The sequence below is a fragment of the Rhodococcus sp. NPDC006774 genome (assembly GCF_040636045.1).
Classification (GTDB): Bacteria; Actinomycetota; Actinomycetes; order Mycobacteriales; family Mycobacteriaceae; genus Rhodococcoides.
This window is the reverse complement of sequence record NZ_JBEYIW010000003.1, coordinates 171,879-194,621: the sequence shown is the minus strand read 5'-3', so window position 1 is coordinate 194,621 and position 22,743 is coordinate 171,879. Positions and strand designations below refer to the sequence as shown.

General features: G+C 64.1%; 18 protein-coding genes and 1 other RNA gene. 12 read left to right on the top strand and 7 right to left on the bottom strand.

Features of this window, described 5'->3' with window-relative positions:
- Positions 1-10: 10 nt before the first annotated feature.
- The 4 genes from ABZ677_RS06305 to ABZ677_RS06290 are packed head-to-tail and all read left to right on the top strand — an operon-like array spanning position 11 to position 3,615.
- Positions 11-661, top strand: a complete 651-nt coding sequence (locus tag ABZ677_RS06305; RefSeq protein WP_037192916.1) for an ABC transporter permease — start codon at positions 11-13, stop codon at positions 659-661.
- Positions 654-1,850: an ATP-binding cassette domain-containing protein gene (locus ABZ677_RS06300; protein ID WP_358367506.1), complete on the top strand. Its 1,197-nt coding sequence runs from the start codon at positions 654-656 to the stop codon at positions 1,848-1,850. Before ABZ677_RS06305 ends, ABZ677_RS06300 begins: the two co-directional genes overlap by 8 nt.
- On the top strand, positions 1,847-2,632 hold the full coding sequence (locus tag ABZ677_RS06295; protein ID WP_037192920.1) for an ABC transporter permease: 786 nt from the start codon (positions 1,847-1,849) through the stop codon (positions 2,630-2,632). Before ABZ677_RS06300 ends, ABZ677_RS06295 begins: the two co-directional genes overlap by 4 nt.
- Positions 2,632-3,615 (top strand): glycine betaine ABC transporter substrate-binding protein, encoded by a 984-nt coding sequence (locus ABZ677_RS06290; RefSeq protein WP_037192922.1) that lies wholly within the window; start codon positions 2,632-2,634, stop codon positions 3,613-3,615. Before ABZ677_RS06295 ends, ABZ677_RS06290 begins: the two co-directional genes overlap by 1 nt.
- A gap of 12 nt (positions 3,616-3,627) precedes the next feature.
- Here ABZ677_RS06290 and ABZ677_RS06285 read toward each other — a convergent pair whose 3' ends face one another.
- The 3 genes from ABZ677_RS06285 to ABZ677_RS06275 all read right to left on the bottom strand — a co-directional run bounded on the left by ABZ677_RS06285 (position 3,628) and on the right by ABZ677_RS06275 (position 9,816).
- Positions 3,628-6,675 carry a bifunctional [glutamine synthetase] adenylyltransferase/[glutamine synthetase]-adenylyl-L-tyrosine phosphorylase gene (locus ABZ677_RS06285; protein ID WP_358367502.1) on the bottom strand — a complete coding sequence of 1,016 codons (3,048 nt, stop codon included), beginning with the start codon at positions 6,673-6,675 and terminating at the stop codon, positions 3,628-3,630.
- A gap of 129 nt (positions 6,676-6,804) precedes the next feature.
- Positions 6,805-8,145: a type I glutamate--ammonia ligase gene (gene glnA, locus ABZ677_RS06280; RefSeq protein ID WP_032379097.1), complete on the bottom strand. Its 1,341-nt coding sequence runs from the start codon at positions 8,143-8,145 to the stop codon at positions 6,805-6,807.
- A 102-nt stretch (positions 8,146-8,247) separates the two neighbouring features.
- Complete coding sequence (locus ABZ677_RS06275; protein WP_094635475.1) at positions 8,248-9,816, bottom strand: alpha/beta hydrolase; 1,569 nt, start codon at positions 9,814-9,816, stop codon at positions 8,248-8,250.
- Between the two features lie 80 nt (positions 9,817-9,896).
- Here ABZ677_RS06275 and ABZ677_RS06270 point away from each other — a divergent pair, with 80 nt between their 5' ends.
- From ABZ677_RS06270 to pip, 4 genes are all read left to right on the top strand, one after another.
- A complete protein-coding gene (locus ABZ677_RS06270; protein ID WP_358367497.1) occupies positions 9,897-11,627 on the top strand; it encodes an NAD+ synthase in 1,731 nt (576 codons plus the stop codon).
- A 118-nt stretch (positions 11,628-11,745) separates the two neighbouring features.
- Positions 11,746-12,597, top strand: coding sequence for a 3-methyl-2-oxobutanoate hydroxymethyltransferase (panB, locus tag ABZ677_RS06265; RefSeq protein WP_037192931.1), 852 nt, complete (start codon positions 11,746-11,748; stop codon positions 12,595-12,597).
- Between the two features lie 41 nt (positions 12,598-12,638).
- On the top strand, positions 12,639-13,085 hold the full coding sequence (locus tag ABZ677_RS06260) for a hypothetical protein (RefSeq protein ID WP_052047844.1): 447 nt from the start codon (positions 12,639-12,641) through the stop codon (positions 13,083-13,085).
- A 1-nt stretch (position 13,086) separates the two neighbouring features.
- Positions 13,087-14,043, top strand: a complete 957-nt coding sequence (gene pip, locus ABZ677_RS06255; protein WP_358367493.1) for a prolyl aminopeptidase — start codon at positions 13,087-13,089, stop codon at positions 14,041-14,043.
- Here the strand turns inward: pip and ABZ677_RS06250 are convergent.
- From ABZ677_RS06250 to rnpB, 3 genes are all read right to left on the bottom strand, one after another.
- Positions 14,033-15,463, bottom strand: a complete 1,431-nt coding sequence (locus tag ABZ677_RS06250; protein WP_358367490.1) for an RNB domain-containing ribonuclease — start codon at positions 15,461-15,463, stop codon at positions 14,033-14,035. The genes pip and ABZ677_RS06250 overlap by 11 nt on opposite strands.
- Before the next feature lie 2 nt (positions 15,464-15,465).
- Positions 15,466-15,648, bottom strand: coding sequence for a hypothetical protein (locus tag ABZ677_RS06245; RefSeq protein WP_037192936.1), 183 nt, complete (start codon positions 15,646-15,648; stop codon positions 15,466-15,468).
- Between the two features lie 60 nt (positions 15,649-15,708).
- An RNA gene (gene rnpB, locus ABZ677_RS06240) (RNase P RNA component class A) lies at positions 15,709-16,150 on the bottom strand.
- A gap of 63 nt (positions 16,151-16,213) precedes the next feature.
- Here rnpB and ABZ677_RS06235 point away from each other — a divergent pair.
- From ABZ677_RS06235 to ABZ677_RS06225, 3 genes are all read left to right on the top strand, one after another.
- Complete coding sequence (locus tag ABZ677_RS06235) at positions 16,214-16,738, top strand: DUF1697 domain-containing protein (RefSeq protein WP_358367487.1); 525 nt, start codon at positions 16,214-16,216, stop codon at positions 16,736-16,738.
- Positions 16,735-17,985 (top strand): SLC13 family permease, encoded by a 1,251-nt coding sequence (locus tag ABZ677_RS06230; RefSeq protein ID WP_358367484.1) that lies wholly within the window; start codon positions 16,735-16,737, stop codon positions 17,983-17,985. The genes ABZ677_RS06235 and ABZ677_RS06230 overlap by 4 nt, the downstream gene beginning before the upstream one ends.
- A gap of 419 nt (positions 17,986-18,404) precedes the next feature.
- On the top strand, positions 18,405-18,773 hold the full coding sequence (locus ABZ677_RS06225; RefSeq protein ID WP_358367481.1) for a DUF664 domain-containing protein: 369 nt from the start codon (positions 18,405-18,407) through the stop codon (positions 18,771-18,773).
- Between the two features lie 169 nt (positions 18,774-18,942).
- On the opposite strand, the gene ABZ677_RS06220 is transcribed toward ABZ677_RS06225, so the two are convergent.
- A complete protein-coding gene (locus ABZ677_RS06220) occupies positions 18,943-19,371 on the bottom strand; it encodes a hypothetical protein (RefSeq protein ID WP_358367478.1) in 429 nt (142 codons plus the stop codon).
- Between the two features lie 1,408 nt (positions 19,372-20,779).
- Here ABZ677_RS06220 and ABZ677_RS06215 point away from each other — a divergent pair.
- Positions 20,780-22,531 carry an AIPR family protein gene (locus ABZ677_RS06215; RefSeq protein WP_358367475.1) on the top strand — a complete coding sequence of 584 codons (1,752 nt, stop codon included), beginning with the start codon at positions 20,780-20,782 and terminating at the stop codon, positions 22,529-22,531.
- Positions 22,532-22,743: the final 212 nt, after the last annotated feature.

The following is a 22,743-nucleotide window of genomic DNA, read 5'->3' as shown; positions in this document are numbered from 1 at the left end:
CGACAACTGCATGGATGCACTGTGGGAATTCATCGTCGGACGGCGAAGGCAACTGGCGATCGACTCCTATCTGCACGTCTCGGCGGTCGTGCAGTGCGTCGTCATCGCCACCGTCATCGGGGTCGCAATCGGAGTTCTCGTCTACCGCAGCCCCGCTGGGTCGGCGATCGCGACGGCGCTCGCAAGCACGATCCTCACGATCCCCTCGTTCGCGCTGCTGGGTGTTCTCATCCCCATCATGGGTTTGGGCGTGCGGCCCACGGTGACTGCATTGGTCCTCTATTCCCTGCTGCCCATCATCCGCAACACCGTGGTCGGGCTGGCGGCAGTCGATCCGGCCGTCGCCGACGCCGCCCGCGGTATCGGCATGAGTCGCACGCTGGTGCTGCGGCGCATCGAAATCCCTCTCGCCTGGCCGTCGATTCTCACCGGGATGAGGATCAGCACGCAGATGGCCATGGGCATCCTGGCCATCGCTGCGTATGCGAAGGGCCCTGGCCTGGGCAACCTGTTGTTCTCCGGGCTCGCACGCGTAGGCAGCCCAACGGCCCTACCGCAGGCCCTCACCGGCACTGTCCTGATCGTCCTGCTGGCGTTGATCCTGGACGGGATCTACGTGTTGATCGGCAAACTGACCACCTCGAGGGGTATCCGTGAGTGACTCGACCCGTACATCGAACGTCTCCGGCGCGGAAATCGTGCTCGAGAACGTGACCAAGAGCTACCCGGGCCAGAAGCTCGCGGCGGTGGACAACGTGTCCATGACGATTCCCGCCGGCGAGGTCGTCGTTCTGGTCGGGCCCTCGGGCTGCGGCAAGACGACGACGATGCGCATGATCAACCGACTGATCGAGCCGACGTCGGGCCGCATCACCATCGGTGGCAAGGATGCGCTCTCGATCGACCCCAACGAGTTGCGTCGCACCATCGGCTACTCCATTCAGCAGGCGGGTCTGTTCCCGCACATGACGATCGCGCAGAACGTCGGCATGGTGCCCGGGCTCATCGGGTGGAACAAGAAGCGCATCGACGATCGCACCGACGAGATGCTCGATCTCGTCGGGCTCGATCCTGCGGTGTACCGGCAGCGCTATCCGCGCCAGCTCTCGGGTGGCCAGCAGCAGCGTGTCGGCGTCGCCCGCGCTCTTGCCGCCGATCCCCCGGTGTTGTTGATGGATGAGCCCTTCGGCGCGGTCGATCCGATCACCCGAGGACTGCTGCAGGACGAGTTGATGCGGCTGCAGGCGGAACTGGGCAAGACCATCGTGTTCGTGACCCACGACTTCGACGAGGCCGTGAAACTCGGCGACCGGATCGCCGTTCTGGGCAACCAGTCGACCATCCTCCAGTACGACACTCCGGAGGCCGTTCTCGCCAACCCCGCAGACGACACCGTCGCCGGTTTCGTCGGTGCCGGAGCGGCATTGAAGCAGTTGACCTTGATGCGGGTGCGCGACATCGAACTGTCCGACGTCCCGGTTTTCGGCGAGGACGATTCGGTGGATACGATGAACACCGCTCTGGGCTCCGATCCCGAGGCGTGGGGAATCATCCTCGACGCACGGAAGCGCCCGCTCCGCTGGACCGATCGACGCCACCTCGTCGGAGTCGGGAGCCTGCGCGACGTCGGTGTGCCGATGGGTGAGATGGTCTCGACGCAGTCCACCCTGCAGGACGCACTGGAAGCCCTGCTGTCCGAGGGCAACGCGACGGCCACAGTGACCGGCAACCGCGGCGAGTACGTCGGCACCGTGACGATCGATGTGCTGATCGACACCATCAAATCCCTGCGGTCTCAGCACGCGAACGATCACGACGAGGCGCGCAGCGACGTCGGGACGCCGTCGTGACCACACTCGCCGATACCGGAGACGACACGAAAGACACCGCGCGAGCCGCCAAGCGCGCCGAGCGACTACGGCTTCTCATCCAGCCGGTCGTCGTTCTCGTCATCGTGGCGGCGCTGCTGGTCTACACGTTCAGCCGGGACCTCACCGCCACCCAGTCGGGCACCCTGAACGCCGGCAGCATCACCACCGCCGTCCGCGAGCACGTGGCGATCACGTTCGTCGTGACGGCACTCGTACTCGCCATCTCGGTACCGCTCGGGATTCTGCTGACGCGGCCCGGGTATCGAAAGCTGGCTCCGCTGTTCATCGGTATCGCCAACATCGGTCAGGCAGCGCCGGCAGTCGGATTGCTCGTGCTGTTGTTCCTGGCCACCGGATGGACCGGATTCACTGCGGGCGTTCTGCCCATCGCGTTCTACTCGCTGCTTCCGGTGCTGCGGAACACCATGTTGGGCTTCCAGACAGTCGATCCCAACTACATCGATGCCGCACGCGGACAGGGCATGTCGAACATGGGCATCCTGCGGCGCATCGAGTTTCCCCTCGCGGTTCCGTTCATTCTCGCCGGTCTGCGTACCTCACTCGTGTTGGCCGTGGGCACCGCGACCCTGAGCTTCCTCGTCGGAGCGGGCGGTCTGGGCGTGTTGATCGATACCGGCTACAAGCTCAACCAACCGATCATCCTGGTGGTGGGAGCGGTTCTTGCCGTCGCTCTCGCACTTCTGGTCGATTGGCTGGGCGCACTCGCCGAGGCATTCCTCGGACCGAAAGGACTCCGCTGATGCGGCGCACCACTCGACGACTCGCGGCCCTGTGCGCTGCGGCAACACTGGCGCTCTCGGGATGCGGACTGCAATCCGGCGGTGCCATGCCGTTGTCGGTCGAACCGGGAAGCATCACCCCGCTCCCCGGCCTCGAAGGTGCCCAGTTCACCGTCGGTTCCAAGGACTTCACCGAGCAGATCATCCTCGGCTACATCCTCGAATTCGCGTTGAGCGCGGCCGGTGCCGACGTTCGCGACCTGACCAACATCGCCGGCTCGCAGAGCGTGCGGCTGGCCATGCAGAGCGGCCAGGTGGACGTCGCCTACGAGTACACCGGCACCGGCTGGATCAACTTCCTGGGCAACGAAACCCCTATTCCCGACGCCACCGAGCAGTTCGAGGCCGTGCGCGACGCGGACAAGGCCAACGGCATCGACTGGGTCAACCCAGCACCGATGGACAACACGTATGCGTTGGCCATGAATCAGCAGGTTGCACAGGAGACCGGGGTGCGCACCCTGTCCGACTACGCCGCTCTGGTGAACCGCGACCCCGCCGCCGGTGCGCTGTGTGTGGAGACCGAATTCAACAGTCGCCAGGACGGATTGCCCGGGCTCGCCGCCACATACGGGTTCGACGCGAGCACGTTGCCGGTGCAGATTCTGCAGACCGGCGTCATCTACCAGGCCACGGCCGAGGGCGCGCAGTGCAGGTTCGGTGAGGTGTTCACCACCGACGGACGTATCAAGGGCCTGAATCTGACGGTTGTCGAGGACGACAAGTCGTTCTTCCCGCGGTACAACGCCACGGTCATCATCCGCCAGGAGGTTGCCGATCAGTACCCCGAGATCGCCGAGGTGACCGCGCCGATCTCGGCTGCGTTGACCAACGAGGCCATTTCCGAGCTGAACAAGCAGGTCGACATCGACGGGCGCGAGCCTGCGGACGTCGCACGGGACTGGATGGTTCAGCAGGGGTTCGTCACCGTCGGCAGTGATTAGAGACAGACGGGACTAGTTCCCGCCGAAGGTCCGCTCCACCACTGCCTTTGCCCGACGCGTCACACGCAGGTAGTTGTCGAGGAACGCTCCGGCGTCGCCGTTCTCCCAGCCCGCCACCTGCGCGACTGCGGAGAGCACAGCTCCCGGTGCAGGCAGCTGATCGGTCGGCTTACCGCGGACCAGCACCAGTGCGTTGCGCGCCTTCGTCGCCAGGATCCATGCCTCCCTGAGCAATTCGACGTCGGTTTCGCTCATCAGCTCGGCCGCACCGATGGCATCGAGTGACTGCAGGGTCGAGGTGTTGTGCAGCGTCAGGACCTTGTGCGCGTACCTGAGCTGAATGAGCTGAACGGTCCACTCGATGTCTGCCAGTCCGCCACGTCCGAGCTTGGTGTGGGTGGAGGGGTCGGCCCCCTTGGGCAGACGCTCGGAGTCGATGCGCGCCTTGATGCGTCGAATCTCGCGGACCGCGTCGGCGGACACGCCGCCCTCGGGGTAGCGCACCTTGTCGGCCATGAGCAGGAATCGGATTCCGAGATCCTGGTCTCCGGCGACCTGATGTGCGCGCAGCAGCGCCTGCACTTCCCAGGCCTGTGCCCACTGCGAGTAGTACGCGGCGTAGGACGCCAGGGTGCGCACCACCGGGCCGTTGCGGCCTTCCGGCCGTAGACCCGTGTCGACCTCGAGGGGTGGGTCTGTGCTGGGCGCGCCGAGCAGCTTCCGGATACGGTCGGCAATGGTGTTGGCCCACTTGACCGCAACGGTCTCGTCGACTCCGTCCACCGGATCGCAGACGAACAGTACGTCCGCGTCGCTGCCGTAGCCGAGCTCACCGCCGCCGAGCCGTCCCATGCCGATGACGGCGAGAGTTGCCGGAGCCGGTTCGCCGCGCTCGATCTCGCTGGCCCGAATGGCAGCTGCCAGAGCGGCATTGATGACGGCGGCCCAGACCGAGGACAGCGCGCGGCACACCTGAGGCACATCGAGCATTCCCAGAATGTCCGCCGAGGCCACCCGCGCCAGTTCGTGGCGTCGTAATGCCCTGGCCGCGTTGATGGCTCGCACCGGGTCCTCGTACCGAGCCGAGGACGACAGGATGGCGCGGTAGGTCTCTTCCGGCTCGACGTCGAGCAGTCGCGGGCCGGTCGGTCCATCGGCGAACAACCGAATGACTTCCGGAGCCTTGATCAGCAGGTCCGGTACGTAGGCCGAGGAGCCGAGCACGATCATCAGCCGTTGTGCCACAGCGCCTTCGTCGCGCAGCACGCGCAGAAACCACGTCTGCTCCCCCGCCGATTCGGACAGTCTGCGGTAGTTGAGCAGTCCGGCGTCGGGATCGGGGGTGTCGGCAAGCCATTCGAGCAGCGTCGGAAGCAACACGGCCTGAATCTGACCGCGGCGGGTACCCGAGCCGACGAGCGCACGCAGGTGGCCCAACGCGTTCTGCGGGGTCGCGTAGCCGAGTGCGGCGAGCTGTCGCGTCGCGGCGTCGGGGGTCAGACGCACTGTCTCGGAGTCGAACTTGACCACCGAGTCGAGCAACGGCCGATAGAAGAGCTTCGCGTGCAACCGCCTGATGCGCTGCGCGTTGCGTTTGATCTCGGCGTTGAGCACGCCGAGGGCGTCGCGGTTGCCGTCGGGTCGCATGTGCGCCGAACGAGCGAGCCACCGCAGGGCTTCCTCGTCGTCCTGAGGAGGCAGGGTGTGTGTGCGACGCATCCGCTGCATCTGCAGGCGGTGCTCGATCAGCCGAAGAAACTCGTAGGAGGCCGTCAGGTTCGCAGCGTCGTCGCGGCCGACGTAGCCGCCCTCGGTGAGTGCGGTCAGTGCGTCGGTCGTGCCGAGTACGCGCAACGACTCGTCGGTGCGACCGTGCACCAATTGCAGGAGCTGGACGGCGAATTCGACGTCCCGCAGGCTGCCGCGTCCGAGTTTGATCTCGCGCTCGCGGAGCTCCGGCGGCACCATCTCCTCGACTCGACGCCGCATGGCGCGTACCTCGGGCACGAAGTCCTCGCGTTGGCTGGCCAACCACACCATCGGGTTGACCGCGTCGACGTAGTCGTTGCCGAGCGCGATGTCGCCGGTCATGGGGCGAGCTTTGAGCAACGCCTGGAACTCCCAGGTCTTGGCCCAGCGCTTGTAATAGGCGACGTGCGAATCCAGGGTGCGGACGAGCTCGCCGCGCTTGCCCTCGGGCCGCAGTGCCGCGTCCACCTCGAAGAACGCCGAGGATCCGATGCGCATCATCTCACCGGCGATGCGGCTCGCTTGCGAGTCGGCGGGCTCTGCGACGAACACGACATCGACGTCGGAGACGTAATTGAGTTCGCGCGCACCGCATTTGCCCATCGCGACGACGGCCAGACGCGTCGGACACGGAGCGTCAGGGCACACGGTGGCCACGGCAACGGCCAGCGCAGCAGTGAGCGCAGCGTCGGCCATGTCGGACAGTTGCGAACCGACCACCGTGTACGGCAGGACGGGTTCGTTCTCGACGGTCGCGGCAAGGTCGTATGCCGCCAGCACCATGATCTGGTCGCGGTACTTCTTGCGCAGCGCGATCACGGCGGGCGGCCCGATGACGGACGCGCGATACAGGTCGGGTGCGGCATTGGGGCCGGTCTCGGGCTCGGCCCCGACGGCCTCGAGCAGTTCTGCGACCAGGGTGGCCTTGGTGGGGAGCTCGATCTTGGCCGAGACCCCGCTGCTCTGACCCGCCTTGGTCAGCAGCAGACGCCAGGTGCTGTCGTCGGCTACCAGGTGATCGGCGAGCGCACTCGACGCACCGACGAGGCCGAGGATGCGCCCGCGGAATCCCTTGTCGGTGCGTAGTGCCGAGTCGAACTCCGTCCACCCGGCACCGAGCAGTTCGTACATCCGCACCAGGGTGCGCAGAGCGAGGTCAGCGTTGGGCGCACGGGAGAGCGACCACAGCAGCTCGAGGCTTTCCTCCCCCGTCCAGCCGAGGGTGCGCAGGTCGGACGGCGCAGTTTCTTCGACGAGGCCGAGACGGCCCGGTCCGGGAACGACGGATCTGGAGGTCGGAGGACGCACCATCAGAATCCACCTCGGGGTGCCACAGAATTACCTCGTCGTCAGTACACAGCGGCGCGAGGGTGCTCGCGTCGGCATCGGAACTACCATTGAAGGATCGACTAGAACGTAGCCCATGACGACGCCGTGCTGTTAAAGACCCAGGTAGGCCTTCAGCTCGTACGGCGTGACGTGGCTGCGGTATTCCTCCCACTCGCGACGCTTGTTGCGGAGGAAGAAGTCGAAGACGTGCTCGCCCAGTGCTTCGGCGACCAGTTCGGAGCCTTCCATCGCGTTCAGTGCCTGATCGAGGTTGCCCGGCAGTTCCTTGTAGCCCATGGCGCGACGCTCCGCGGAGGTCAGCGCCCACACGTCTTCCTCGGCCTCGGGCGGCAGGGTGTAGCCCTTCTCGATTCCGCGCAGACCGGCAGCGAGCAGCACCGCGAACGCCAGGTACGGGTTGCAGGCCGAGTCGGGGCTGCGGATCTCGACGCGACGCGAGGATGCCTTGTTCGGGGTGTACATCGGCACGCGGATCAGTGCCGAGCGGTTCGCCGGTCCCCACGACGCTGCGGTCGGTGCTTCTCCGCCGCGCACGAGTCGCTTGTAGGAGTTGACCCACTGGTTGGTCACGGCGCTGATCTCGTTGGCGTGTTCGAGGATGCCGGCGATGAACGACTTGCCGGTCTCCGAGAGCTGCATCGGGTCGTCCGGGTTGTGGAATGCGTTGGCGTCGCCCTCGAACAGGCTCATGTGCGTGTGCATCGCCGAACCGGCCTGATCGCTGAACGGCTTGGGCATGAACGTCGCGCGCACACCCTCTTCGATGGCGACTTCCTTGACCACGTAGCGGAAGGTCATGATGTTGTCGGCCATCGACAGTGCGTCGGCGTAGCGGAGGTCGATCTCCTGCTGTCCGGGTGCGGCCTCGTGGTGGCTGAACTCGACCGAGATTCCCATCGACTCGAGCGCGTCGATGGCGTGCCTGCGAAAGTTCGGGGCCGAGTCGTGTACGGCCTGGTCGAAGTAACCGCCGTTGTCGGCCGGGGTCGGCGGTGAGCCGTCTTGCGGGGCGTCCTTGAGCAGGAAGAATTCGATCTCGGGGTGCACGTAGCAGCTGAATCCGAGGTCCGCGGCCTTGCTCAACTGGCGACGCAGCACGTGGCGTGAGTCGGCCCAGGACGGCGAGCCGTCGGGCATAGCGATGTCGCAGAACATCCGCGCCGAGTGCTGGTGCCCCTTGCTGGTGGACCACGGCAGTATCTGGAACGTCGACGGATCGGGCTTGGCCACGGTGTCGGCCTCGGACACGCGGGCGAATCCTTCGATGGCGCTACCGTCGAAACCGATTCCCTCGTCGAATGCCCCTTCGAGCTCGGCGGGGGCGATGGCCACCGACTTGAGGTACCCGAGGACGTCGGTGAACCAGAGGCGGACGAAACGAATGTCGCGCTCTTCGAGGGTCCGGAGCACGAATTCCTTTTGACGATCCATGAACGCGAGAGTAAGCAAACGGAGTTAAATCTGTGTTACATCGTGAATTCGGTCTCACTTCGTGAAACTCTCAGCACTCTTCCCAGGTCGTGAGGTAGCACGTCAGCACCGCAATCCGTCCCCCGGCGGAACCAGATCGACGAGGTAGTTCACCAACGGATCGTCGATGCACTCGACCCCCGAGAAGGCGACCGTGTGCTGGGTGCCCTCGTAGGTCACCAGATCGCCGCGCAGCTGAGCGGCCAACTCCACACCTGCCTGGTAGGGCGTGGCCGGATCGTTGGTCGTCGAGACCACCACCAACGTCGGCAGTCCCTCGACGTCGACGATGTGCGGATCGCTCGTGTTCGGCACCGGCCAGAAAGCACACAGATCGAGCGGCGCATTGCCCGTCGCCCGGCCGTCGTCCAGATACGGCGCGGCGGCACGGAACCTGACGTCTGCCTCGTCGGCCGCTGCGCGATCGGTGGTCGGCGGGCCGTCGACGCACCGAACGGCGTTGAACGCGTCGTCGATGTTGGTGTAGCTGCCGTCCTCGAGCCGTCCGGAGTAGGTGTCGGCCAGCCGGAGCAGGGTGTCGCCCCTGCCGTCGCGCAGTTCGTTCAATCCGGCTCGCAGCAGACGCCACAGCTGCTGTGAGTACAGCGCCTGCTGCGTACCGGTGATCGCGTCGTCGTAGCTGAGACCGCGGGGATCGGTCGTCTCGGCCGCCCGGTCGATCAGCGGTTCCACCAGCGATCGGAACTGCTCGACGGCCTGCGCGGGATCGGTTCCGAGCGGGCAGGTGTCGGTCTGTGCGCAGTCCGCCGCGAACTGATCGAACGCGGTCTGGAACGCCGCACCCTGGGCGACGGCCTCGTCGACGGGTGACTGGTCCGGATCGAGCGCACCGTCGAGCACCATCGCGCGCACGTTCGACGGGAACTCCTCGGCGTACGCGGTCCCGATCCGGGTGCCGTACGAGTAACCGATGTAGGTCATCTTCTCGTCCCCGAGAACTGCGCGGATGACGTCCATGTCGCGCACCACTTCCCGGGTGCCGACGTGCTCGAGCACGTCCGCCCCGGTGCGCTCGACGCACTGCGCGGCGTAGTCCCGATGTTCGGCCTCGGTCGCCGCGATGCCCTCGGGGCTGACGTCCACGTCTGGTTCGCTACGTTCCTGGTCGACTTCGTCGGATGTCAGGCACCGCACCTCCGGCTCGGATGCTCCGATACCGCGTGGGTCGAAGCCGATCCGATCGAAGCGCTCTGCGATCGCGGTGCCTTCGGCCTGTCCGGCGAGGTAGAGCCCCGACGAGCCGGGCCCGCCCGGGTTCATCAGTACCGATCCGATCTTCTCGCCCGTTGCCTTCGTCCGCGAGATGGCGACCTCGATCGTTGTGCCCTCGGGGTCGGCGTAGTCCAACGGGACGGTCACCATCGCGCATTCGACAGCACTTCCGAGTTCGCTGCCGTCGGTGTTGTACCGGTCGCAGGATTCCCACTCCGGAGTCTGGGTGTAGAACGCTTCGAGCCCCGAGGGGATCGGACCGACGGCCGATGCCGACGACGAACTGTCGGGCGCGGCGGAGTTCTCGGGAGTGGCAGTCGGCTCCGAGTTCGAGCAGCCGACGGCCAACACGGCGACCGTGGACAGTGCCACGGCCGTGCTCCTGGTGCGCGTTCTCATGGCACGATCGTGCCAGGTCTTTCGGGCGCTCCGCTCCCGCTGCCCGGCGGGGACGTCGTCCGAGCACTAGCGTGGGCGCAGTGCAGGCACTTCGACTCGCCCTGGCCCAGATCAACTCCGTCGTCGGCGATCTCGCAGCGAATTCCGCCGCGATCGTCGAGTGGACGGTCCGCGCGGCCCACGACGGTGCCAACGTGGTGGTGTTTCCCGAGATGGCGCTGACGGGATATCCCGTCGAGGATCTCGCTCTGCGGCCGTCGTTCGCCGCCGCATCGGCTCACGCCCTCACCGAATTGGCGACCGCCTTGGACAGTGCCGGGTGCGGCGACCGCATCGTGGTCGTCGGCTACCTCGATCGCGACGCCGAGGGCTCGCGGAACAGCGCGGCAGTCATCACCGACGGACGGGTGACGACTCGATACGACAAGCACTCGCTCCCCACCTACCGAGTGTTCGACGAGGCCCGCTACTTCGCTCCGGGATCCGGCCTGAGTATCACGACGGTGAACGGCCTGCGGCTCGGTGTCGTTGTCTGCGAGGACATCTGGCAACCGGGCGGGTCCGTGCCCGCCTATGCCGCGGCCGGGGTCGACATGTTGCTCTGCCTCAATGCCAGTCCCTTCGAGCAGGGCAAGGACGAGGTGCGGCGCTCCATCGCCCTGCGACGGGCCACCGAGATCGGCGCTCCGATTGCTTACGTGAACGTCGTCGGCGGACAGGACGAGCTGGTGTTCGACGGGGCGAGCTTCGTCGTCGGGCCGGACGGTTCGATGTGGGGCCGCTCCCCTCAATTCGTCGAGCATCTGCTGATCGTCGACGTCGATGCCCCGACGACACCACATCCGGATGCCGCCGAGGTACCCGGCTGGACCATCGATCGGGTGACGCTCCCCGACGTCGCGGTCACCGGCTGGCAACGAGCCGAGCCGTCCCTCGCAGACATCGCGAGCACCGAGGAACAGGTGTGGGGCGCACTGGTGACCGGACTACGAGACTATGTGCACAAGAACGGTTTTCGTTCGGTGGCTCTGGGATTGTCCGGTGGTATCGATTCGGCAGTGGTCGCCGCCATCGCCGTCGACGCCTTGGGCCACGATGCGGTACACGGAGTGTCGATGCCCTCGACGTACTCGTCGGATCACTCCCGCACCGACGCAGAGGATTTCGCGTCGCGCACCGGTATCCATTTCCATACCGAACCCATTGCGGACATGGTGGCCTGCTACGTCGACCAGCTGCATCTGACCGGCTTGGCCGAGGAGAACATCCAGGCCCGCTGCCGGGGCATGGTGTTGATGGCACTGTCGAACAGCTTCGGCCATCTGGTGCTGGCCACCGGCAACAAATCCGAACTGGCCGTTGGCTATTCGACGATATACGGGGATGCCGTCGGCGGCTTCGCGCCGATCAAGGACGTGCCGAAGTCGCTCGTGTGGGATCTGGCGCGCTGGCGAAACAAGTCCGCTGCCGATCGTGGGGACGTCCCTCCCATCCCCCAGTCGAGCATCGACAAGCCTCCGTCCGCCGAGCTTCGGCCGGGCCAACTGGATACCGACTCGTTGCCCGATTACGACGAACTGGACGCCATCGTGTTTCGCTACGTCGACCACGATCAAGGCTTCGCGGACATCGTGGCGGCCGGGTTCGACGCGGCGGTGGTCGCGGACATTCTGCGCAAGGTCGACGCATCGGAGTACAAGCGGCGTCAATATCCGATCGGCACCAAGGTCACCTCTCGTGCGTTCGGACGTGACCGCCGCATGCCGATCACCAATGGCTGGCGGGACTACTCGACGCTCCACGGGATGTGACCAATTGCACTGCCGGTAGCGCTCCGGCAGATCGCGCGCAGTGGCAGACTTGCCCACGTCATCACACCCCATCCCGGGGACCCGCCGAGCGGGCCTCGAGGACCAGAAAGGGACAAAGATGTCCGAAACTGCTGTGTACGGCGGATCTGCTCAGGAAGCATCATCCACCGCGTTGACCCGCAAGACCCGCACCCACCACCTTCTTCAGATGAAGGCCGACGGTGAGCGCTGGGGAATGCTCACCGCCTACGACTACTCCAGCGCTCGCATCTTCGAGGAAGCCGGAGTTCCTGTTCTGCTCGTCGGCGATTCGGCGGCCAACGTCGTCTACGGCTACGACACCACCGTGCCGATCACCGTCGACGAACTTCTTCCGCTGGTCCGCGGAGTGGTCCGCGGCGCACCGCACGCCCTCGTCGTCGCAGATCTGCCCTTCGGCACCTACGAGGCCTCCCCGCAGCAGGCACTCGAAACCGCTGTTCGGTTCATGAAGGAAGGGCTCGCGGGCGCAGTGAAGCTCGAGGGCGGCGAGCGCGTGGCCGCTCAGATCGCCGCGATCACTGCCGCAGGCATCCCGGTGATGGCTCACGTCGGCTTCACCCCGCAGAGCGTCAACACGTTGGGTGGATTCCGCGTGCAGGGTCGCGGAGACGCGTCCGAGCAGCTGGTGGCCGATGCCATCGCAGTCCAGGAGGCGGGAGCATTCGCCGTCGTCATGGAGATGGTTCCGGCCGACATCGCCGGCCAGGTGACCCGCAAGCTGACCATTCCGACGGTCGGTATCGGCGCCGGCAACGAATGCGACGCGCAGGTTCTGGTGTGGCAGGACATGGCCGGATACACCAATGGCAAGACCGCCAAGTTCGTGAAGAAGTTCGCCGACGTCGGCGATTCACTGCGGACCGCGGCAACCACGTACCTGTCCGAGGTGCGATCGGGAGTCTTCCCCGGGCCCGAGCACAGCTACTGACCGTCCTCGCCTCGTCCAGGTTCGGGTGGCACACTCGGACCATGAAACTCAGACGGGGTTCGATCTCCATTCTCGGCAGAGGCGCAGTCGGCTTGGCAGGCGCGGCTGCGCTTCTCGTCGTGGCGACTGCATGCAGCACCGACACCAGCAACACCGGTTCGTCGTCCACCACGACGGTCGCACCGACCACCACGGTCACCGCACCGCCTGCGGACGCAGTGATCACCGATGCCCAGAAGCAGCAGCTGTGCACCGATCTCGAGGCGCAGCTGTCCAATTGGCGCGTTCAGGGGCCCACTCTGGGCCGCGGCGGGCTGAACATCCTGGTGCAGACCTGGGCGGCGCAGAGCGGCGTCATCAACCTGCAGGTGGTGCAGAACCGAGCGATCGTCGACGACATCACGACGGAAACGTGCTCGGACGTACGAGACGAGGCCATCCGATCTCTCGACATTCCGGACCTCGCGTCCGGTCTGGTTGGCTTCTAGAATGCGGACCCTCTACCCCGAGATCGCGCCTGTCGAGACCGGGCACCTCGACGTGGGCGACGGCCAACAGATCTACTGGGAGGTATCGGGCAACCCCGACGGTGCGCCCGTGGTGTTCGTGCACGGCGGTCCGGGCGGTGCCACCAATCCGTTGCAGCGCAGGTATTTCGACCCGCAGGCCTATCGAATCGTGTTGTTCGATCAGCGAGGCTGCGGGCAGTCGACCCCGCACATCGCCGACGGTGCCGATCTGTCGGTCAACACCACCGACCGGTTGATCTCGGACATGGAGACGCTCCGGGAGCACCTGGGTATCGACACGTGGTTGGTGTTCGGCGGTTCGTGGGGCTCGACGCTGTCCCTGGCCTACGCGCAGTCGCACCGGGATCGCGTCCGGGGGCTGATACTGCGGGGGATATTCCTGGTGCGGCCGTCGGAGATCGACTGGTACTACGGCGGCGGGGCAGGCCACATCTTTCCCGACCTGTGGGACAAATTTCTCGAACCCATTCCGGAGGACGAGCGCGACGGCAATCTCGTCGAGGCGTATCACCGGCAGCTGATGTCCGAGGACCACGAAGCCGCGACGCGAGCAGCGGTGGCCTGGTCGACCTGGGAAGCGGCAACGAGTTACCTGCTACCCAAACCGGATGCGGTGCAGAACAACTCGGATGCGCGGTTCGCCCTGGCATTCGCTGGTATCGAGAACCACTACTTCCGCAACAACTGCTTTCTCGAAGAGAATCAACTGCTGCGTGACGCCCCTCTGCTCGACGGCATTCCCGGTGTCATCGTGCAGGGCCGTTACGACGTCGTGTGCCCGGCCACGAGCGCGTGGGCGCTGCACGAGGCCTGGCCTTCGGCCGATCTGGTGATCGTCGACGATGCCGGCCATTCTGCGGCCGAGCCCGGCATCGTGCATCACCTCGTCGAGGCCACGGATCGTTTCAGGCCGTGACGGCCTCGTAGTCGAATCGGACTGTGCGCGAGTCGGTGTCGGCCCGGGTCAACCGGACCTTCACCGACTCCCCCGCGGGCGGTTCCCCGTCGCACTTTCCCAGAACGATCGGCTGTGACACCAGCACCTCGGCATCCCGCTTGCCCTCTGCGCCGCGCAGTACGACAGCCGAGAACTGCTCGCCCACTCGATCTTTCAGTACGTGCGCTTCGGTGAGGTCGATGCAGGCGCGGTCCACTTTCGACGCTGCGGAATCCGATCCACGCATGATGGCGGGCAGTTCCGGCAATGCCTGCGCCGCCCAGTCCGGTACCGGCGCTCCGGCTACGACCGCCAGGCACACCTCGGTGGCGAAGCGATCGGACAGCCGACGCAGTGGTGCCGTCACGTGCGCGTACGGCGCGCCGATTCCCGAATGCTCGACCGAAGTGTCACTGTCCACAGGGTTGGTCGTGCGGTCGAACGCGAGGTAGTCCGCGCCGCGCAGCAAACCGGTCGCCTGGGTCATCATCGCCAGCGTCGACGGCTCGTCGGTGGGCAGGCCGGCCAGTACAGACCCGGCGGATGCTCCTGCGGGCCAGTCGATTCCGAGTGCCACTGCCGTTTTCTTCAGTGTGTCCACGGATTCGGACGAGGCAGGCGGGAGGGTGCGCACGATGCCGATTCCGGCGTCGAGCATGATTCTGGCGGCGCACATTCCCGTCAGCAGCGATACGTCGGCGTTCCACCCGTCCACTGCGGTGCGTGGTTGCAGGACGATGCGCCAGCCCTGTCCGTCGGGCACCACTTCCTGCTCGGGCAAGGTGATGTCGACGGCTCCGCGCCGTCTGGCCGCGGCTGCGCGCTGTGCCCCGAATTCGGCCAGCGCCGCGATGGACGGATGCGGTGTCCCCGCGTCCACATCGGCTTGCACGGCGGCGTAGTCGAGCCGGGCGGTCGATCGAACGAGAGCCCGGGTGACCGTCCATGCGGCCGCCTCACCGACGTCGTCGAGTTCGATGGTCCACAGCGCGGCGCAGCGAGTCTGCCCCTCCAGCAGGCTGCCCGATCCCTCCGACAGCTCCCGTGGATGCAACGGCACGGATCCGTCGGGGAGGTAGAACGTCTGGCCGCGTCGACGGGTCTCGGTGTCGAGTGCTCCCCCGGGCGTCACCAGTGCGCCCACGTCGGCGATCGCGTAGTGCACCACCAACCCGTTGGACGTCTTCTCGATGTGGACGGCTTGGTCGAGGTCTTTCGAGCCGGGTGGGTCGATGGTGACGAACGGGATGTCGGTGCGGTCGATTCTGCTGTCGGCGTGCAGGTCTCGGGCTTCGATCGCTTCACGCATCACGTCTGCTTCGAAAGCGTCGGTGAGAGCGAACTCGGATCTGATGGCCTCGAAGTCGAAGCCCGGAGCCCTGAGCCGGGTGAGCAGCACCGTCAGTTGTTCCAGTCGTCGTCGGAATCGGCGGCCTTGTTGCGCGCCGCGGCGATCTTCAGCGCCTGCTCCGCGGTGGCCTTGTCCGGATACGGGCCCATGCGGTCGAGGGCGTTGGTCTGCTTGCCCTGTACGACCTGCTTGGTGTTGATGTCGTAGTACCAGGAGGTGTCGTCGTCGGTCATGACTTCCAGTGTGCCCCATGGAGCGACACCGCAGGAGAACTGCGGGAGAAATAGTGAGTGCGAACGAGTCGGCCTGTAAGCCGGATCCTGTCTGCCGTTCCTGCTTTCGCAGGTTCGACGTCGACGACCATCCATCTGGGCACACCGTTGCCGGGTACCTCGAGCAGTCCACCCGCAGGCTCGGGCGAGCAGCCCTCGAGCACCTGCGCAGCTGCACCGCTTGAACGGTGCAGCCTTCGACCTTGCTCCGGGCGGGGTTTACCTAGCCATCCCAGTCACCTGGGATGCTGGTGCGCTCTTACCGCACCGTTTCACCCTGACCTGCAGTTCGACTCCGAAGAACCGATCCGCAGGCGGTCTGTTTTCTGTGGCACTGTCCCGCGAGTCACCTCGGGTTGCCGTTAACAACCGCCCTGCTCTGTGGAGTCCGGACTTTCCTCGGCCCGAAGCGCGACGACACTCGTTCGCCTGTCCTCCGAGCCGCAGCCGTCCGGCCAACTCGTTCGCGGTTGCACACTCTACTCGGCACTCCGCGTCAGCCGGGAACCGAACTACAGTCCCTCCCATGAGTGAGTGGGTCGTGTTGCTCCGCGGCATCAACGTCGGTGGCATCAACATCAAGATGGCCGATCTCCGTGGGGCCCTGACATCGGCCGGCTTCACCGATGTCCGCACCGTTCTGGCGACCGGCAATGTTCTGCTGGGCTCCTCGCTGAGCGTCGACGCCGTCAAGGCGCAGACGGAGAGCACGCTGGCCGAGACGTTCGGCTACCAAGCCTGGGTTGTCGTCCTCGACGTGACCACACTTCGAGCGATAGTGGAGTCGTACCCGTTCGACGCCGAGCGGGAGGGCTGGCATCCTTATGTGGTGTTTGGTAGCGACGATAAACATTTGACCGAATTGTCCGCTCTTGCAGACGAACTCGACCCGGAACTCGAACGGATCGCCGAGGGGAACAGCGTGCTCTATTGGGAGGTGCGCAAGGGCAACACCACCGACAGCACATTCGGGAAAGCCACGGCCAAAGCAAAGTACAAGGCCACGACCACCACACGAAACGTGCGCACACTGGTGAAGATTCTCGCGTGACCGCTCTTGCCGCGGCACTGGTCGCCGCCGTTCTCGTCTTCGCCATCGTTCGCCCTCGCGGCCTGCCCGAGATCGTCGCCGCACTTCCGGCTGCGGCGATCGTTCTGCTCGTCGGCCTCGTAAGCCTCGACGCCGCGCGAGAGCAAGTACTCGAACTCGCTCCGACCGTGGTCTTTCTGGCGTTCATCCTTATCCTGGCGCACCTCTCGGACGCACTCGGAGTGTTCACGTGGATAGCCGCGAAGCTCCGCCGAGGATCCAGGGGCAGTCCCCGCCGATTGCTCACCCTTGTGTTCGCGGCGGCGGCGTCGACCACCGCGGTGCTGAGCCTCGACGCCACCGTGGTTCTGCTGACACCGGCCATCATCGGTGCTGCGCGGATCCTGGGGATGTCGCCGCGTCCGCACAGTTACGCCACTGCACACCTGTCCAACTCGGCGTCGACTCTGCTGCCGGTGTCGAACCTGACCAACCTTCTCGCATTCGCCGCGACCGGTCTGACCTTCCTGCACTTCACTGCCTTGATGGCCCTGCCGTGGATCTTCGCGGTGGCCATCGAGTTGGCGGTGTTCCTGATCTTCTTCCGCAAAGACCTGTCCCGCACCGCCACACCGCCGGAGAAGTCCGTCGAGCAGAGCGCCGAGGACGTACCCGCACCGCGAGCCACGCTGGCAATCCTCGGCGCGACACTCGTCGGCTTCGCAGTGGCAGGCCTGTTCGACGTCGAACCGTTCTGGGTGGCGGCGGTGGGATCGGTGGCATTGGCCATCCCCGCACTCCGGGGCCGGCACACCAGTGCTCGCGCCATTCTGCGCGGTGCCGATCTACCGTTCTGCGGCTTCGTCTTTCTGCTCGGCATCGTCGTTCTCGGCGTCACCACAGGGCCGATCGGCGACTGGCTGACGCGAATTCTGCCGTCGGACACCACCTTCGTATCGCTACTGGCAACCGCAGCCATTGCGGCGGTGGCGTCGAACATCGTCAACAACCTGCCCGCGACGCTGCTGCTACTGGCCGCGTTCGGTGCCGATGCTCCCCCGGCGTTGTTGTTGGCCATGGTGATCGGGGTGAACCTCGGGCCCAACCTCACCTACGTCGGGTCACTGGCAATCATGCTGTGGCGACGCGTTGCATCGGCCAACGACGAGCCGGCAGACCTGCGGACATTCACCGTATTGGGCGTCATCACGACACCGCTGACCATCATCGGGGCCGTGGCGGGCCTGTGGCTTGCACTGCAGACCTAGGCCTGAGAAACCTGCTACGGGCTCCGATGTCTTTGCCGGAGTCGCCGATGATCCGGATGACCCATGCTCGAGCGGGAATCAGGGGCGGCTCTTTCCCAATGAGGTTGGTACCCCAGCGCCGGGATGCGGCACCCGAATGGGGTGGTCACGGTCGTGAGGTTGCCGCTGAGCGCAGGGCCTAAAAATCCATTGGCCGACCGCGTTAAAGTTCACGAGTCCGCCGTCGCCTCTGCGCGGTGTTCGACACTCGCCCGGTAGCGGTTGGTAGAAGCGTCCGCTGCGGCCAACAAGTCTGCGTTGCCAGCCCTCATCGTGCGGACGCAAACCATGAGGACACGGCTTCCTCGAACCCGACGCTTTGCCCGAACATAAGCCGCAATCGCCTGAGTCCCCTACCCCCCCGACAAGAACGGACGACGATGTACGACGACATGATTACCACTGGAGATGATCGACAGATTATCGACGCCATGCTGGACCGGAACCGACGGGCCCTGATCGATGCAGTCCGCGACCTAGGCGAATCCGAAGCCCGCAGACGTTTGGTCCCATCGCTCACGACACCTATCGCACTCATCAATCACGCTGCTGCGGCAGAACGCATTTGGTTCCAAAGGCATTGGGCCGACTTCGACGAATCCGATTGCGTCGGCTATGCACGACGCGATGTAGGAACCTTTACCGGCGATGAGCACGAGACCTTGGCTGACGTTATTCAAGAGTTCGAGCGAGTTACCACACGATCGCACCGCTGGTTCGGACTACTCCCCTGTCTCACGTATCGATGACCCTGGAACGTTCCTGAGACCACGATAGTTTGGTCACCGCCTCTACCCCCGTGTGGCGCACGACCGACCGGAAGCGCCCAGCAGTGGCAGGAAGTGCTGTTGGAGATGGAGCCGGGCTCCGGTGCGGTCATCGAGACCGGGGCGGTTGTCCTGCATAATTCCGTAGAGCTCACCGGTTAAACCGTATTGGCGTGTCCAGCTCCGCAACGTATGTGTTCAGCGCTACTGCGATAGAGCTGCGAATGGTGGCGCTAAGTTCTTCAACCGGTGAAAGCTTGTCTGTACGGCACTTGAGAAGACTCTTACGCGCCGTCTCGGTTGCCTGTACGGCGCTAGCGAGGCCGAGTAGTTGCAGTTGAGCCGTGGTCTCAGCCATCTTGAGTTTTGCCAGCTGAACACGCTCGATGGCGGGTTTGTAGGTTGCAGGGTCGATAGGATCATGCTGAATAGTGAGAAGCTTGATACTTGCCGCACCAAGCTCGTTCAGCGCCGAAACCGCGTCCGTTAGCACTGTCAGCCGTTCTTGCCGCGCTCGTTGTTGAGCCGCCGATTCCTCCGCGAGGCGATGCAAGTTTTTCTGAGTAGCGATCTGCCGCATTGTGTTGCGTGTGTTCGCGGCTGTCTGCCTTTTAGCAGAGCACCACGCGATCCATGCCGCAGTAAGCGCAATTAGTGACGCAGCGATAGTTGCAATTGGCTGTGTGAACAATCCTGGGTCTGGCGGAGTCAGCCGTTCGAGCAGGTCTGGCGGGATCGTCACCTGAGGTTCGACTACGACGGTAGGGACCGGGACGACAATTGACGGGGGCTCCTGCACCAACCATTGCGAAATCATTTTCGCAGCTTCCATTGGCGCTCAACCCGGTCGATCTCTTCTGCCAGTAGCACCGAGACCTCTCGCACCCGATCTCTGCGGCCATCGGGGTCCGACGCTGCCGGGACAAGTGGAAATTCGGCCTTGGCTCGTGCGTCGACTGACAGGTAAGGACGCAGTTGCTGATACCAATTCTTGCTGGAGATAGACCTGCCCGTTCTTCGGTACTCACCGAGTCCGTCCCTAAACTGCGTCAACAAGGCCAATCTGTGTTGCATTTTGATCTGACGCTTGTCGACCGCCCACTTCGCCCAGGGAGCGAACAAGGAGGAGACGACACCAGTTCCGAGACCTGCCACTCCACCGACTATCGCTGCCCACAGCTCACTGCTCACCGCAGCAATGTATCGGTGAACTCGGACAATGCTCGCGTCAGCCCTCGATGGGAACAATTCGTTCAACGATCGTGACCGCGTCCGGTGTGCGCTCACCGTCCTCGGATCGACCCGACAGGTGATGATCCACCCGTTGATCGCGGAAGTTCGCTTCCAGCGCGGGTTGCTCGCTCAGTTGCTCGGCAAGCTCTGCCTACCCGACAGACGAACAGATCGAAGCAAAGCGAGGAGCCGTCTCAGCCGTCCGCAGCGACGCCTCGAAGGCGGCGAAATTCAAGGTGGTCCGATAGCCCGAAGACGCGGATCTCAAGCCGTCTCAGGCTAGATCAAGTCACTACTGGCTCGGTTACCCGAGCGGTTCTGGCACCCGAGCCCCGAGGTCGTGGACGGGCAGATCGCCGGACTCCAACGCTATCTAGCAGACCTAGACAGCTGGCTCGAGAGCAGTTGTCGCTACCCGAGGCCGGCGCACCCAGGTCTAGGGGCGCTAGTGCTCCACCGACATTCGAGGTGCTGAACGCGCTCGGCGCGATGCCAAGCAAGTGGTTCTCGATCGTCCTGAAGACTCACGCACAACAAACGGAAGGACGACGCTATGGCGACACCCGGAGCGCCCAAGCCCCAGGGCGCGTACGAGCTGCGCTGTGGTGCTGGCCGGCCTCAGATGAGGGACCGAGGGCCGCGCGGTTCGGACCGACCACGTGGCGTGCGGCATTGGTCATTCGCGCTGGCTAGAGGTTTCCCGGCGGGCCCGACCGTCTTGCGGACGCTCAACTGAGGCGCGATAGCTTTACCAGATGAGCGACTCTCCAGATCAAGTCATCGCTATTGGCAACTTCACTGAGTTCAAGGCAAACAACTATCCGAAGTTGTCAGACGGCGATGCCTTCGAGCGATTCGCCTCCAGCTTGCTGCTTAGGCAGTATGGTGCTGATCACGCAGACATCGAACGCGGCCTTGTGTCTGGGAGCAACGACGGCGGGATTGACGGCATCTTCCTGTTTCTGAATCGCCGCGAACTTGTGGACGCAGACTCGATCCGGCTGACGAGGCGCAGGAACTCTCTGAACGGTCTGCAGACCGGAATGTCATTGGACGTCGTCGTTATCCAGACTAAGAAGGAAAAGAAATGGGATACCAATGTACTCCCTAAAATCGGGAGCACGTTGAAGGCCATCTTCGACGACAATCAGTCGGCCGCAGACCTGAGGTCCTTTCCTCTGAACGATGACATCATTGAGAAAGCAACTACGTGGCGGCAGCTGCGTGCCAAACTGGCGATGCTTGTGCCAGTCGTCCACTTTCACGTTTATTACGCCAGCTTCGCGCCACAAGAGAATGTGGACAAGTACATGGAAACGAAGTCGAAACAGTTGAAGGAGTGGCTGACAGGCCGCCTGCCAACGGGAAGCACCACTACGGTGGAGTACGTGGGCGACGCCGAGCTGGTCACCCGGTTGCGCGTCAGCACCGATTTCATGGCAAAGCTCGTGCTGACCAAACCGCCAGTTAGACAGGCAAAAGCAATGGTGGGCCTCGTCTCAATCAAGGAGTACATTAACTTTCTGAGATACGAGAAGACTGCCATCATTCGTGAGGAAATGTTCGCAGTCAATGTTCGAGACTACGCTGGTGCAAATGTTCGCGTCAACGATGCAATCGGGACGACCCTCGCAACCGATTCGGACTCCGCCTTCTGGTGGTTGAACAACGGAATCACAGTGATCGCGGATGAGGCAAATAACCCGCTTGAGCTGGAATGGGTTCTCACCAACCCCCTGATTGTCAACGGTCTCCAGACCTCTCACGTCATCCACGAGCAAGACGTCGCGAAAGCCATCACCAAGAAGCGATTGAAGGAATTCATCCTCGTCCGCGTCATCACCGAGTCCGATCCCGAAGTGCGTGAAGCGATCATTAGCGGAACAAATAACCAGACGGCGATTGCCAGTCTTCAACTGCACGCAAATGACGGTAAGCAAATTCGAATCGAGCAATTTTTGCACTCGCACGGTTGGTACTACGAACGACGGCGATACCAGTATCGCGGCGTGAAGGTGGCAGCGAGCAAAATCCGCAACATGACTGAGGTGGGGCAGGCCGTGATGGCAATTCGTCTCCTTCAGCCCGACACTGCCCGAGCGCGCCCAGCATCGCTTCTCAGCACAGAAACCGGGTGGATGCGGGTCTTCAAACCCGATGATTCGGAAGAGCTGTACCTAAAAGCACTGATGGTCGTCGATGCAGTCGACGACTATCTCAGGACGCCTGCCGCGAAAGCTGTTGCCGACGACTCAACCAACGCTCGCTTCTACCTGGCCTCCGGCTACGTCTTACAGGCGTCGGGGGTGAAGAAAGTCGAAGATTTCGAGAAGGTTCCGAGCGAGAAGCTAAAGGACAAGCCGACTCAGTCCACGCTCACTGGTTTGCACGTACTGCTCAATGAGGAGGTGCAGAAGTTCGACGACGGCAAGACAGCCGTGGATCGAATATTTAAGGGCGCCGATCTCAAGCGAGCCTTCTTCCAGAGAATCGTTAGCCAACCATAGTCACCCGGGGGCCGTGAGCGCCGAGGCGGCTAGACCGTACCGGCGTTCTGAGAGCACGACGTCGAAACCGACCAGTTCGTCAGGTTTGGACTTCCCGAGCTGTTAGCCCGGATTGCACGCTCAGGAGTCATATGACTTGCTCGATTCGAGCCTGCCACAGGGACCGAACCGTGAAGTCTGAGAAGAAGTGCCACACATGGCCAACTTCAGCC

What these genes read in the sequence shown, in the direction of transcription:
- ABZ677_RS06275 (WP_094635475.1), bottom strand. Translation starts at nt 9,816, where the DNA reads ATGAGAACGCGCACCAGGAGCACGGCCGTGGCACTGTCCACGGTCGCC.
- ABZ677_RS06245 (WP_037192936.1), bottom strand. Translation starts at nt 15,648, where the DNA reads ATGACCGACGACGACACCTCCTGGTACTACGACATCAACACCAAGCAG.
- ABZ677_RS06235 (WP_358367487.1), top strand. Translation starts at nt 16,214, where the DNA reads ATGAGTGAGTGGGTCGTGTTGCTCCGCGGCATCAACGTCGGTGGCATC.
- ABZ677_RS06215 (WP_358367475.1), top strand. Translation starts at nt 20,780, where the DNA reads ATGAGCGACTCTCCAGATCAAGTCATCGCTATTGGCAACTTCACTGAG.
- ABZ677_RS06260 (WP_052047844.1), top strand. Translation starts at nt 12,639, where the DNA reads ATGAAACTCAGACGGGGTTCGATCTCCATTCTCGGCAGAGGCGCAGTC.
- ABZ677_RS06305 (WP_037192916.1), top strand. Translation starts at nt 11, where the DNA reads ATGGATGCACTGTGGGAATTCATCGTCGGACGGCGAAGGCAACTGGCG.
- pip (WP_358367493.1), top strand. Translation starts at nt 13,087, where the DNA reads ATGCGGACCCTCTACCCCGAGATCGCGCCTGTCGAGACCGGGCACCTC.
- glnA (WP_032379097.1), bottom strand. Translation starts at nt 8,145, where the DNA reads ATGGATCGTCAAAAGGAATTCGTGCTCCGGACCCTCGAAGAGCGCGAC.
- panB (WP_037192931.1), top strand. Translation starts at nt 11,746, where the DNA reads ATGTCCGAAACTGCTGTGTACGGCGGATCTGCTCAGGAAGCATCATCC.
- ABZ677_RS06285 (WP_358367502.1), bottom strand. Translation starts at nt 6,675, where the DNA reads ATGGTGCGTCCTCCGACCTCCAGATCCGTCGTTCCCGGACCGGGCCGT.
- ABZ677_RS06225 (WP_358367481.1), top strand. Translation starts at nt 18,405, where the DNA reads ATGTACGACGACATGATTACCACTGGAGATGATCGACAGATTATCGAC.
- ABZ677_RS06290 (WP_037192922.1), top strand. Translation starts at nt 2,632, where the DNA reads ATGCGGCGCACCACTCGACGACTCGCGGCCCTGTGCGCTGCGGCAACA.
- ABZ677_RS06220 (WP_358367478.1), bottom strand. Translation starts at nt 19,371, where the DNA reads ATGCGGCAGATCGCTACTCAGAAAAACTTGCATCGCCTCGCGGAGGAA.